This window comes from Intrasporangium sp. (genome assembly GCF_039812505.1).
Lineage (GTDB): Bacteria > Actinomycetota > Actinomycetes > Actinomycetales > Dermatophilaceae > Intrasporangium_A.
Genome location: NZ_JBDIAQ010000101.1, coordinates 1 through 12376, shown reverse-complemented (window position 1 = coordinate 12376; position 12376 = coordinate 1). Strand labels below are relative to the sequence as shown.

Sequence of the window (12376 nt, the reverse complement as noted above, 5' to 3'; positions counted from 1 at the left end):
GGGGCCGTGGTCTTTCCGGCCGTGGTCGGATTGTGTGTGGTCGGGTAGCGACCGTCGCCCGGGCGTCACGGCCTTCCGGGCAACCCACCCCACCGGTCGTCGGCGGCCGTCATCCGGGTGTAGTCCGCGTCGGCGCCGGACGGCGGCGTCAGCTCCTCGGCGGCGGCCCACTGCGACGGGGCGGCCCCGAGCCCGAAGTTCAGCCAGGCCCCGTACCGGATGGTGCGCAGCGGCAGCCACGAGCCCGGATGGGCCCGGCCGTTGACCGTCAGCGACCGGATGAACGGCGCGCCCGCCGCGTCGGCGCTGGTCGTGATGCGCACCGGCCGGTCGCCCGTCCACATGGTCAGCCGGGGGAACTGCGGGGTCGACAGCGACAGCCCGGGGGCCGAGGCCACCGTCGGGAACATGCCGAGGGCGGCGAACACGTACCAGCTGGACGTGGCCCCCATGTCGTCGTTGCCGGGCAGGCCGTCGCGGCCGGTGCTGAAGGTCTGGTTCATGATCTGCTGCACGACGTACTGGGTCGAGGCGGGAGCGCCGGCCCAGTTGTAGGCCCACGGTGCCGGGAAGCCCATCTCGTTGCCGATGTAGAACCCCTGCGAGTCCTGTCCGCCGTTGAGCTGCGCGGCGGTCGGCACCTTGGTCAGCGCGGTGTCGACCGAGAAGAGCGCGTTCAGCCGCTCGACCGCTGCCGCCTTGCCGCCGGTCGCGTCGATCAGGTCGGTCCAGGCGTAGCCGAAGGACCAGAAGTAGTTCGGCTCGGTCGACTCGTGGAACCAGCCCGTGGTCCACTCCCCGGGGGTGCCGGGTGTGGTCGGCGCCTTCCGGGCGGCGATGGCCTTCGTGCCCGGGTCGAGGATGGTGCGCCACCACCCGGCCCGGTCGTAGAGCCCGGCGATGTCGGCGTCGCTGATCGCCACCTTCGGGTTCGCTCGCACGGACCGGGGCAGGGTGTCGAGGAACGCCGCCGCCGCCCGGTCGCTGTTGTAGCGCTCGATGTTGGGCGAGGAGGTGTCGGGGTAGTACCCGGCCTGCAGGTAGTCGGTGAGGCCCGGGAAGCTCCTGTTGCCGTTGCAGGCGCTGGTCGGGTCGAAGGCCGACTGCTTGACCAGGCGTGCGGCGGTGACGAGGTCGTAGTCGCGCACGCCGAACTGGTAGGTGCCGGCGATGACCGGCAGCGCGTTGTCACCGGACATCGGCGTCGAGTCGTCGCTCGCGTCGACCCAGTGCGGGAACGCGCCGCACTGCTGCGCGTCGACGACCAGGGACTGCATCATCTCGGCCGACTCGCGGGGCGCGAGCAGCGCGAGCAGCTGCGCCTCGGACCGGTAGGTGTCCCACATCGAGAAGCCGGTGTAGTGGGTCGTGTAGCGGCCGGTGCGGCCATCCGGCCGCTGCCAGGTGTAGTCGCGCACGTTCGCGACCGGCCGTTCGTCGACGGCTCCTGCGACGTCGACCGTGCTCGGCACGGGTCTCGAGCCCTGCATGCTGCGGAAGTCGCCGTTGACGTCGGAGTAGATCGTCGGGCCGACGAACACGCGGTAGAGGGCGGAGTAGAACTTGACGAGCGCGTCGCGCTGGACGGGGCTCAGCGCCCGCGGGTTGGCCGCCCGGTCGATCTGTATGGCGTTCAGCCGCTCGTTCCACTTGCGGTCGGCGGCGGCCCGGACCCGGTCGAACGACGACCGGGCGTTCTCGGCCTGCAGGTTCAGCCGCGCGTTGGCGACGCTGACGGCCGAGATCCCGACGCGCATGGTGAGGGTGGGATCGGCCGCGGTCAGGTCGTACTGCAGCAGCGCCGCGCCGTCCTGGACCGTGTTGACCGTGCCGGCCCCGGACTGGGCACGCAGCGGCTTGTCGAGCTCGGCGTAGAAGTAGACCGGCGAGTTGTACGGGGTGCCGTATGGCGTGCAGAACGCCGGCGCGACGGACCGGCCGGTGAGCGTCCGCCCGTCATCGCCCACAGTGAGCGAGACGTTCTTGGCCTGGATGCGTCCGGCGGTCCAGGGCGCGTTGCTGTTGCCGTTCAGCCGGGTGTCGAGCGAGAAGTACCCGGCGTCCTCGCCCGGGTAGGTGAACCGCGCCATCCCGGTGCGCTCGGTGGCGGTCAGCTCGACCTTGACCCCGTTGTCCAGGGTCACCGAGTAGTACCCGGGGGCGGCCTTCTCGGATGCCGTCGCGAACCGGACCCCGAGCGGACGCCCGTCGGGCGTCGAGACTGGTGTCGGGGCCGAGGCGGGCATCATGCCGACGGTGCCCTGCCCGGGACAGCCGACCCCGTTCAGGTGGGTGAGGCTGAAGAAGTTGACCCGCTCGGAGGTCGGGTCGGCCTTGGTGAGGTAGCCGCCCGAGCCGTTGAAGTTCGTCCGTGGCATGTCCGGCCCGAAGTGGGTGAACCCGAAGGGCACCTTCGCGCCGGGGTTGATGTTGGCGGCATACCCGCTCGTCCGGGGCACCGCGCCGCCGATGACCGGGTCGACGTACTGGGTCAGGGGGAGCGTCGCCCGATGCTGCGCAGGCAGCACGCCGTCCGGGTTCCCGGCAAGGCTCGCCCGGTGGGTGCCGGTGGCTCCCGCCACGGCTGCGGTGACGCCGACGGCCATGGCCGCGGCCGCTACGCCGGCCCCGAGACGGGTGCCGATTCGCTTCCAACGCATGACACGAGCTCCTTTGTCGGCTTGCCCGGGCCGGCTCGCGGGCAGGGCGGGGACGGTACGACGGCTGTCGAGGATGTCCGGGTCGTGGGGGGAATGTCGGCCCGGTGCCCAGTCTGGAGCCGACCGGGACACCGCGCCACTCGACTTCGCGGCGTCGGCCCGGGACGAGGCGCCCGGGCGTCCCGCCGGACCCGGCCACCACTCCCGCATTACGCGCTACGGCTACGTCCGTGACCGGGAGATGCGGGCGTACGGCAGGTCCGGGGCCTGCTCGGCGATCTCGAGCAGCCGGTTGTACTTGGCGACGCGCTCGCCGCGCGCAGGTGCGCCCGACTTGAGCTGCCCACAGCCCGAGCCCACGGCGAGGTCGGCGATGAAGGTGTCGAGGGTCTCCCCGGAACGGTGGGAGACCATCGCCGCGTAGCCGGTCTCCCGGCAGACCCGGAAGGCCTCGAGGGTCTCGGTCACGGTGCCGATCTGGTTGACCTTGACCAGCGCGGCGTTCCCGACGCCCCGGCGCGCCGCGTCCGCGATGATCTCGGGATCGGTCACGAAGATGTCGTCCCCGACGATCTGGACACGGTCGCCGAGCCGTTCGGTCAGCCTGTCCCACCCGTCCCAGTCGTCCTCGGCGAGCCCGTCCTCCAGGCTCCGGATCGGGTACCTGTCGATCAGCTCGGCGTAGTGGTCGACCAGCTCGGCGCTCGACATCGCGCGGCCGGCGACGTGGTAGGCGCCGTCCCGGTGGAACTGGCTGGCGGCCGGGTCAAGGGCGATGGCGACTCCCTCGGGTCCCGGCTGGTAGCCGGCCGCGACGATGGCGTCCACGAGCGCGTCCAGGACCTCCTCGGGCCGGGTCAGGTCGGGGGCGAAGCCCCCTTCGTCGCCCAGGCCGGTGGCGTGTCCGGCCGCGGCCAGCCGGGCGCGCAGGACGGCATACACCTCGGCGCCGGCCCGGACCGCCTCCGCCATGTCCGGGGCCCCGACGGGAGCCAGCATGAACTCCTGGAAGTCGAGCGGGTTGGGGGCGTGCACGCCGCCGTTGACGACGTTGAAGTGGGGGACGGGCAGGGCTGGGGCCACCCCGGGCGGGGTCAGGTAGCGCCAGAGCGGCTGGTCCGCAGCGGCGGCGAAGGCGCGGGCCGCGGCCATGGACACCCCGACGATCGCGTTCGCGCCCAGCCGCGCCTTGTCCGGGGTGCCGTCCAGGCTGCGCAGCGTCTCGTCCAGCTCGGCCAGGTCCCCGAACGTCCGCCCGGCCAGTGCCGCGCGGATCGGGCCCGTGACGTTCGCGACGGCGGACCGCACCCCTCTGCCGCCGTAGCGCCGCAGGTCGCCGTCCCGCACCTCGACCGCCTCGCCGGAACCGGTGGAGGCGCCGGCGGGAACCCCGGCCGTACAGGTCAGCCCGTCGGTCAGGGTAAGGGACACGGAGAGGGTCGGGCGGCCGCGCGAGTCGAGGATCTCCAAGGCGTTCGTGGTGCGGATCTGGATGGTCAAGGTCGTACCTTTCGTTGGACGGGGTCGATGGACGAGGCTTGGGGCAGAAGCGGATCGGGCCTCACCAGAGGCCGGAGTCGAACCGGTGCCGGGTCAGGTCGAGCCCGAGGACACGGTCGAGGTCCACGAACATGCCGTGTCGGGCAGGCGGTTGCCCCAGCCCCCGGGGGGCAGCCAGAACGCCTGACCCCGGCGCATGAGGTCGTCCAGAACGTGGTGCGCGGAACCTGCCATGAGCCCGCCCTCTGCCCTCGCAGGGACCGTCGGCACCGTGCGTTTCGACGTGGACGCCTCGGTGGGTCCCACCACCGAGCGGGATCGACCCGCACCCGTCAGCGTACCGCGCCCGGCCGTGGGTCACGCTGTGCCACAACGAGAACGCCGGTATGCCGCTGAGCCGGGTGAGCGGCATACCGCCCCATGGCGTCTCGACAGTCACGAGGCCGCGCCCGCTACGATGAGGGGTGGCGATGGATCCCGCCGGGGCGCCCAGTGCGTCCGAACCGCCACCCGGCTGATGGTTCCTGTTCATCGGCGCGCCCGCGGGCCGCCACCGATGGGCAGGCAGCCGCGCCCATCACGCAGTCTCTGGAGAGTCACCGATGGGCGAGAGAGTCCCGCCGCAGCCGCACCCGTCCCGCATCACCGAGTTCGCCGGCCACCCGCTCGTGGTGGCGGTCGTGCCGGGCCAGCCGCCGGTGATCGCCGCCACCGCGGTGTCGCTCGCCGAGGCGACAGGCGCGCCGGCGCTCTACTTCGCCCACGTCGACACCACCCGCTACACCGACGAGGAGTACCCGGACGGCACGGTGCGGCACCTGTCCATCGACCCGGACCTCGACGACGAGGGCTGGTCGGACCGCGAGGCCGAGCTGGTCCGGGCGGTTGGCGAGTGGATGGCTGGTGAGCAGGTGGCCTGGCAGTTCCGCTACCTGGCCGGGCGGGTCGACCGGGCCCTGACGCACCTGGCCCGGGCGGTCGACGCGGCGGCGTTCGTCGTCGGGACGCACGTCGGGCGGCACCATCGCGTCGCGGACTTCATGAACGGGTCCGTCTCGATGCAGCTGTCTCACCGGCAGCACCGGCCGGTGCTCGTCGTGCCGGTGCAGGTCGTCGACTGGGAGGGGCGCGCGCCGTGGGAGTGACCGGGGGCCGGGACCGGAGCGCGAGCCGGCCCCGGCGGAACCGGCCCGCGCTGCGGCGCCGGCGCCGGTTGCTCGGAGTCATCTTCGTGGGCGGCGCCCTGGGCGCCTCCGCGCGCAGCGCCCTCGAGCAGCTCGCACCGGTGGCGGACCACGCTGTCCCCTGGATCACCTTGGCCATCAACGTGATCGGGTCGTTCGTCCTGGGCCTGCTGCTCGAGCTGCTGGCCCGCACGGGGCACGACGCGGGTTGGCGCCGGGTGGTGCGCCTCGGGCTGGGGACCGGGGTGCTCGGTGGGTTCACCACCTACAGCACCTTCGCGGTCGAGACGGTGCAACGGCTGACCCTGCAGGAGCACGTGGTCGGGCTGGCCTACGCGGTGGTGAGCGTCGCCCTCGGCGTCGGGGCAGCGGCGACGGGCTTCCGCCTGGCGCACGGGCTCCGGCCGCGTCGGGCCGGGCAGGTGGGCCGATGACGGTCCTGCTCGTCGCCCTCGCCGGCGGTCTCGGGGCGGCCGCCCGGTTCGTCACGGACTCGTTGCTCGCCCGGCGCAACCCCTTTCGGGTGCCGCTCGGCACCATGGTGATCAACATCAGCGGGTCGCTGCTGCTCGGGCTGCTGACCGGGCTGCTCGCGACGGGGTCGCCCGGCACCGCCGGCGCCACCGTGGAGGCGGTGCTCGGCACCGGGTTCTGCGGGGGCTACACGACGTTCAGCACCGCCTCCGTCGAAGCCGCCCGGCTGTGGGTCGCGGAGGGCAGCGGAACCGGGATCCGTTATGCCGCAGTCACGCTCGTGGCGTCCGTAGCGGCCGCCGCACTCGGCCTTGCCATCGGGCAGGCCATCGCAGGAATGGAGTCGACATGAACAGCACACCACTCGCCAACCCGGACGACGCCCCTCCTGCTGCGCTCGTCCTCGTCCGGCACGGGCGCACCGCGCTCAACGCCGCCGGTCGGCTGCGCGGCCTGCTCGACCCGCCCCTGGACGACGTCGGGCTGGCGGACGTGGCCCGGCTCGCCGACCGGCTGGCCCCGATGCTCGCCGACGGGAGGCCGCACCGCATCCTCGCCAGCCCGCTGCAGCGGACCGTCCGGACCGCCCGGATGATCGGGGACCGGGCCGGGCTGAGCTTCACGGTGGACGAGCGGCTGCTCGACCGGGACTACGGGCAGTGGGCCGGACACCCGCGTGACGAGGTGATCGCCCAATGGGGGTCGGTCGACGCCGCCCCCGGGGTCGAGCCGCTCGCGAACGTGCTCGCCCGGGCCGGAGGCTTCCTCGACGAGCCGGTCGCCGACCCGCCGCTCGTCCTGGTCACCCACGACGCGGTCCTGCACGCGATCCTCGGCGCACTCGACCCCGACCTCGCCGACATCCCCCTCGACCCGGCGAGCTGGTCCCTGCTGGCGCGGGACGGGGCCGGCGCCCTGACCGTGACGAGCACCAACAACCACTGACGTGGCCGGCGACGAACCGGCCACCGTGGCAACGGATCCCCCGGACGCACCCCGGTGGCACAGCCCCGGTGTCCTCAGCATCGGCGGAGCCTCGCTGTTCTCGGATGCCGGCCACGAGCTGGTCACCGCACTGTTGCCGACGTTCGTCACCACGACGCTGCACGGCGGGCCGGCCACGCTCGGAGCCATCGACGGGGTCGCCGATGCGCTGACCGGCCTCAGCAAGCTGGCGGGCGGGCCGATGGCCGCCGAGCCCGCCCGGCGGGGCCGGGTCGCCGCCAGCGGCTACCTCGGCACCGCCGTCGCCACCGCCGCCATCGGGCTGGCGACCGCGGTCTGGCAGGTCGCGGTCCTGCGCAGCCTGGCGTGGATCTCCCGGGGCCTGCGCTCGCCCGCTCGGGACATGCTGCTGACCGACCTCGCCCCGGCAACGTCCTACGGGCGTGCCTTCGGCGTCGAGCGGGCCGGGGACAACCTGGGCGCCGTCCTCGGTCCGCTGCTGGCGGCCGGGCTGGTCGGCGTCATCGGGATCCGCCACGCGATCCTGCTCTCGATCGTCCCGAGCCTGCTGGCCGCCGCCGCGATCACGGTCGCCGCGCGGGAGGCCCGCCGGACGCTCGCCCCCGCCCGCAACCGGCGCACCCTGACGCTGAACCTGACCGCGCTGTGTCGGGCCGGGATCGTCCGGCTGCTGGCTCCCGTCGCCTGCTTCGAGCTGGGCAACCTGGCCACCACCCTGCTCATCCTGCGCGCCACCGACGTCCTGCACCACTCCGTCGGCTGGACGGCCGGCGCCGCGACGAGCGCCGCCATCCTGATGTATGCCGCCCACAACGCCATCGCGTCCGGCTCGGCCCTGCTGGGTGGCTGGCTCATCGACCGCCTCGGGCCACGGCCGGTCTTCGCGGCGGGTGCCCTGGTCTACACGGCGGCCTACCTGCTGTTCGCGGTCACCGGCACCGTGCACGGGGTGGTCGCCGGGTTCCTGCTGGCCGGGATCGGCATCGGGCTCGCCGAGACCGCCGAGTCGGCCACGGTCGCCCTCGGCCTGCCGGTCGACCTGCGGCCCAACGCCTTCGGCGTGCTCGGCCTGACCCAGTCGGCCGGTGACCTCGGCGCGACGCTGGTCGCCGGGGTGCTGTGGACGCTGCTGTCCCCGACGGTCGCCTTCGGCTATGCCGCGGCCTGGATGGCCGCCGCTCTGGTCACCACCACGGCGCTACACTCGAAGTAGGCGATGGGGCTCGCCCAGACTCGCGGCGCACGCCGCTGACGGTCCCTGAAGCGCGACAGCGCGGAAGGAGACCGGCATGGCACCGACGACCTCGACCGACACGGTCCGCACCACCGACCCGCCCAGCCTGCTCACGCTCGACCCGACGCCGACGGGCCGACCGCTCGACCTGGAGGCACGCCGGGACCTGCTCGTCGACCGGCTGGTGGACCGCCTGACCGCGGGCCGCGCGGAGTACCACCTCGACGAGTGGTTCACCACCCTCGTGTCGGCGCCGGACGTGGCCCACCGGCACGAGGTCTTCACCGACCTGCGCACCCCGGGGGTCCGCGAGGGACTGACCGAGTTCTCGAAGGGGCTGGCGCACGTCCGGCGGATCCTGGCCATGGCCGACAGGCTGCACTACCGGTCGGAGCAGCGCCGCTGGTTCCTGCAGGTCGCCCGCGACTACGTGACCACCGTCCGCACGCTGGCGGACGCACTGGTGGCCGCCCCGCTCGGTTCGACCGCCCTGCAGGGCCTCGCGTCGTGGGTCCAGGGGTACGTCGCCTCACCAGGGTTCCAGGCCCTGGGCGCCGAGACCGACGAGCTCATCGAGCAGTTCGACGCGATCCGCTACCGGGTGCGCGTGCACGGCGACTGGGTCGAGGTCCGGCCCGTCGACCCCGACGAGCCCGAGCTGGCCCCCCGCGTGCTGGCCACCTTCGAACGGTTCCGCCAGCAGGCGCCCAGGTCGTACCTGCAACAGATCCGCGACCCGGGGGCGATGGACCACGTCGAGGCGGCGATCGCCTCGTTCGTGGCCCGGCTCAACCCGGACGCGTTCGCCTCCCTCGCCGCGTTCTGCGCCCGGCACCGGCCGCTCGTCCCCCCGGAGCTGGAACGGGTCGAACGGGAGCTGCAGTTCTACCTGGCCTACCTCGACGTCATGGACGCGACGGCCGGCCTCGGGGTGACCTGGGCGCTGCCGGAGGTCGCCGCCGACCATGAGCTCTCGGTTCGGGGCGGCTTCGACATCGTGCTGGTTCTCGACGGGTCGAGGGACACGGTGGTGCCCGGCGACTGCCGGCTGGCCGACGAGGAGCGGCTGCTGGTGGTGACCGGGCCCAACCAGGGCGGCAAGACGACCTTCGCCCGGATGCTCGGGCAGCTGCACCTGCTCGCGGCGACCGGGGCGCCCGTGCCGGCCCGTCAGGCCAGGATCCCCCTCGTCGACCAGGTCGTCACCATCTTCGAGCGGGGCGAGAACATCGAGGACCTGCGTGGTCACCTGCACGACGACCTCGTCCGGGCACACGCCCTGCTCGCGCAGCTCACCCCGGCCGGCCTCGTCCTGCTCAACGAGGTCTACTCCTCGACCTCGCCGGACGACGCGCTCACGCTCGGACGCGACCTGCTGGGCCGGCTCGAACGCTCCGGCGCGCGGAGCGTGTGCGTGACCTTCCTCGACGAGCTGTCCCGGCTCTCGCCGACGACGGTCAGCATGGTCGCCGGGGTCGACCCCGCCGACCCGACCCGCCGCACCTACCGGATCGAGCGGCGCCCCGCGGACGGGCTGGCCTACGCCCGCGCCCTGGCCCGGCAGCATCAGCTGACCCCGGAGGACCTGGACAGGAGGCTGACCCGATGAAGCCCCGACTGCTCTTCGCCGACCAGGACGCCACCGCCCCGCGACCGCCGGACGAGAGCGCCGACCTGGTGCGCGACCTGGGCATCACCCCGATCCTGGACGCGATGGCCGACGGCGACGCCTACCTGCGTGACGTCGCGGCCCAGCTCGTGCTGGCCGACCCACTGGACCCTGACCAGATCCGTTACCGCCAGGACGTGCTCGACGACTGCCTGGCCCACCCCGACGCGATCCGCGCGGTGTACGAGCTGGCCGGCACCGCGATCGACGCCAAGCGCCGCGTGCACGCGTGGATCCCGACCAACCACCCCGGCGCCATCCTGCGCTCGTCCGTGGCCATCCTGCGCGACCAGGTCGACTACCTCGCCCGGCTGCACGCCTTCGCGGTCGCACACCGCGGTCAGTTCCACTCGGCCGGCCTGACCAACCTGCTGGCGAGCGTCGAGCACGACCTCGACGACGCCTACCTGGCCCAGGTGCGCGGCTACATCCATCAGCTGGAGTTCACCGCCGCAGCGGTGCTGACCGCGCGCCTGGGCCCAGGCTGCACCGGCGTCGACTACGCGCTTCGCGAGGCCGCCCCCACGCCCTGGTGGACCAGGCTCGAGGAGGTGCTGCCGAACCACCACGGATACACCTATCACCTGCCCCCGCGCGACGAGAACGGCGGACGCACCCTGGACCGGATCCAGGACCACGGCATCAACACCGTCGCCGACGCGGCGGCGCAGTCGAGCGAGCACGTCCTCGACTTCTTCCGCAGGCTCACCTTCGAGGTGGGGTGCTACCTCGGGTGCGTCCAGCTGCACCGGGCCCTCCAGCGCAGTGGGGTGCCGACCTGTCGACCCACGGTCGAGCCGCGGCTCTCGCGGGCCCTGACCTGCCGTGGCCTGGTCGACGCAGGCCTGGCGCTGCGCACCGGTCGGGCTCCCGTCGGCAGCGACCTCGACGCCGACGGAAGGACCCTGCTGATGCTGACCGGCGCCAACCAGGGCGGCAAGTCGACGCTGCTGCGCGCGATCGGTCTGGCCCAGCTGATGCTCGACGCCGGCCTGTTCGTGACGGCCGACAGCTACCGGGCCAGCCCCTCGACCGGCGTGTTCACCCACTACCGCCGCGAGGAGGACGCCGCGCTGCAGCACGGCAAGTTCGACGACGAGCTGGTCAGGATGTCCGACCTGGTCGACCGGCTCCGGCCGGGCGCCATGCTCCTGCTCGACGAGTCCTTCGCCAGCACCAACGAGCTGGAGGGATCACAGATCGCCCGCGACATCGTCGACTCCCTGCTGGCAGCAGGCGTCCGGGTCTGCTACGTCACCCACCTCTACACCCTCTCGCACGGGCTCGCCCGGCTCCACGCGCCGGAGCACCTCTTCCTGCGGGCCCAGCGCGAGCCGGACGGGCGCCGGTCGTTCCGGCTGGTCCCGGCCGAGCCCGAGTCCACCAGCTACGCCGGCGACCTGTTCCGCCAGGTGTTCGCCGGTGCGGGCAGCTCCGGCTGACGGCGCGGCGATGCCTGATCCCTCCGGCTCAGCGACTTCACAGCGAGGCGGTGTTGCATCGGGTGGAGTGACGGGCTCGACGACGGTGGTGACACCTGCGGCACACGCGCTCCCGCCGCGTCGCGTCGTGCTGGTCATCGTCGGGCTGCTGCTCGGCATGCTGCTGGCGGCCCTCGACCAGACGATCGTGGCCACCGCACTGCCCACCATCGTGGGGGACCTCGGCGGGGCCGAGCACATCTCGTGGATCATCACCGCCTACCTGCTCGCCGCGACGGTCTCGACGCCGCTGTGGGGCAAGCTCGGCGACCTCTACGGCCGCAAGTTCTTCTTCCAGCTGTCGATCGCCACCTTCCTGGTCGGTTCGGTGCTGTCCGGGCTGGCGACCTCGATGCTGTGGCTGATCCTCTCCCGGGCGTTGCAGGGGCTCGGCGGCGGCGGGCTCATGGTCGGCGCGCAGGCGATCGTCGGCGACGTCGTCTCGCCGCGGGACCGGGGCAAGTACCAGGGCCTGTTCGGTGCGGTGTTCGCCGTCACGACCGTCGTCGGGCCCCTGATCGGTGGGCTGCTCACGCAGCACGCGAGCTGGCGCTGGGTCTTCTACGTCAACCTGCCGATCGGCGCGGTCGCCCTGGTCGTCACGGCTATCGTGCTGCCCGGCGACCTCGCCCGCATCCAGCGGGTCATCGACTACTGGGGCGCGGTGCTGCTCGCCCTCGGGGTGACGGCGCTGGTGCTGCTGACCAGCCTCGGCGGCACGAGCTACCCTTGGCGCTCACCGCAGACCTATGCGCTCGGCGCCGCGGCCGTCGTGCTGCTGCTCGCCTGGGGCCTGGTCGAACGCCGGGCCCCCGAGCCGATCCTGCCGCTGCACCTGTTCGCGAACCGGGTGTTCTCGGCCGCGAGCGCCATCGGGTTCGTCGTCGGCTTCGCGATGTTCGGCGCGATCACCTACCTGCCGGTCTTCCTGCAGGTGGCCAAGGGCGCCGACCCGACCGAGTCCGGCCTGCAGCTGCTGCCGATGATGGCCGGCGTGCTGACCACGTCGGTCGGGACCGGCTTCCTGATCAGCCGCTGGGGTCGGTACAAGGTCTTCCCGGTCGTCGGCACCGCGCTGATGACCCTGGGGATGTACCTGCTGTCCACCGTCGGCCCCGACACCCCGGACCGGGTCATGTACGGGTACATGGTCGTCTTCGGCGCCGGGCTCGGCGGGGTGATGCAGGTGCTCGTCATCGCCGTCCAGA

General features: G+C 72.9%; 10 protein-coding genes and 1 riboswitch. Of the genes, 8 read left to right on the top strand and 2 right to left on the bottom strand.

Features of this window, described 5'->3' with window-relative positions; genetic code table 11:
• Positions 1 to 65: 65 nt before the first annotated feature.
• Positions 66 to 2660: a glycoside hydrolase domain-containing protein gene (locus WMI84_RS12775; RefSeq protein WP_347353723.1), complete on the bottom strand. Its 2595-nt coding sequence runs from the start codon at positions 2658 to 2660 to the stop codon at positions 66 to 68.
• Between the two features lie 222 nt (positions 2661 to 2882).
• Complete coding sequence (eno, locus tag WMI84_RS12770) at positions 2883 to 4160, bottom strand: phosphopyruvate hydratase (protein WP_347353721.1); 1278 nt, start codon at positions 4158 to 4160, stop codon at positions 2883 to 2885.
• Positions 4161 to 4617: 457 nt separating this feature from the next.
• A riboswitch (Fluoride riboswitch) is annotated at positions 4618 to 4694 on the top strand.
• A gap of 68 nt (positions 4695 to 4762) precedes the next feature.
• Between eno and WMI84_RS12765 the strand changes: the two genes are divergently transcribed.
• The 8 genes from WMI84_RS12765 to WMI84_RS12730 form a co-directional block, all read left to right on the top strand.
• The gene (locus WMI84_RS12765; RefSeq protein WP_347353719.1) at positions 4763 to 5305 is read left to right on the top strand and encodes a universal stress protein; all 543 of its coding nucleotides are present in this window, start codon (positions 4763 to 4765) and stop codon (positions 5303 to 5305) included.
• Entirely contained in the window at positions 5296 to 5778 is a 483-nt protein-coding gene (locus tag WMI84_RS12760; RefSeq protein WP_347353717.1) for a CrcB family protein, read from the top strand. Before WMI84_RS12765 ends, WMI84_RS12760 begins: the two co-directional genes overlap by 10 nt.
• Entirely contained in the window at positions 5775 to 6170 is a 396-nt protein-coding gene (locus tag WMI84_RS12755) for a CrcB family protein (protein WP_347353715.1), read from the top strand. The genes WMI84_RS12760 and WMI84_RS12755 overlap by 4 nt, the downstream gene beginning before the upstream one ends.
• The gene (locus WMI84_RS12750; RefSeq protein ID WP_347353714.1) at positions 6167 to 6763 is read left to right on the top strand and encodes a histidine phosphatase family protein; all 597 of its coding nucleotides are present in this window, start codon (positions 6167 to 6169) and stop codon (positions 6761 to 6763) included. Before WMI84_RS12755 ends, WMI84_RS12750 begins: the two co-directional genes overlap by 4 nt.
• Positions 6764 to 6788: 25 nt before the next feature.
• Positions 6789 to 7997 (top strand): MFS transporter, encoded by a 1209-nt coding sequence (locus WMI84_RS12745; protein WP_347353712.1) that lies wholly within the window; start codon positions 6789 to 6791, stop codon positions 7995 to 7997.
• 76 nt (positions 7998 to 8073) lie between these two features.
• Entirely contained in the window at positions 8074 to 9627 is a 1554-nt protein-coding gene (locus WMI84_RS12740; RefSeq protein ID WP_347353711.1) for a hypothetical protein, read from the top strand.
• Positions 9624 to 11129, top strand: a complete 1506-nt coding sequence (locus tag WMI84_RS12735; protein WP_347353709.1) for a hypothetical protein — start codon at positions 9624 to 9626, stop codon at positions 11127 to 11129. The genes WMI84_RS12740 and WMI84_RS12735 overlap by 4 nt, the downstream gene beginning before the upstream one ends.
• Before the next feature lie 67 nt (positions 11130 to 11196).
• On the top strand, positions 11197 to 12376 hold a 1180-nt coding region (locus tag WMI84_RS12730), incomplete at its 3' end, for an MDR family MFS transporter (protein ID WP_347353707.1).

What these genes read in the sequence shown, in the direction of transcription:
- WMI84_RS12775 (WP_347353723.1), bottom strand. Translation starts at nt 2,660, where the DNA reads ATGCGTTGGAAGCGAATCGGCACCCGTCTCGGGGCCGGCGTAGCGGCC.
- WMI84_RS12765 (WP_347353719.1), top strand. Translation starts at nt 4,763, where the DNA reads ATGGGCGAGAGAGTCCCGCCGCAGCCGCACCCGTCCCGCATCACCGAG.
- WMI84_RS12755 (WP_347353715.1), top strand. Translation starts at nt 5,775, where the DNA reads ATGACGGTCCTGCTCGTCGCCCTCGCCGGCGGTCTCGGGGCGGCCGCC.
- WMI84_RS12750 (WP_347353714.1), top strand. Translation starts at nt 6,167, where the DNA reads ATGAACAGCACACCACTCGCCAACCCGGACGACGCCCCTCCTGCTGCG.
- WMI84_RS12740 (WP_347353711.1), top strand. Translation starts at nt 8,074, where the DNA reads ATGGCACCGACGACCTCGACCGACACGGTCCGCACCACCGACCCGCCC.
- WMI84_RS12735 (WP_347353709.1), top strand. Translation starts at nt 9,624, where the DNA reads ATGAAGCCCCGACTGCTCTTCGCCGACCAGGACGCCACCGCCCCGCGA.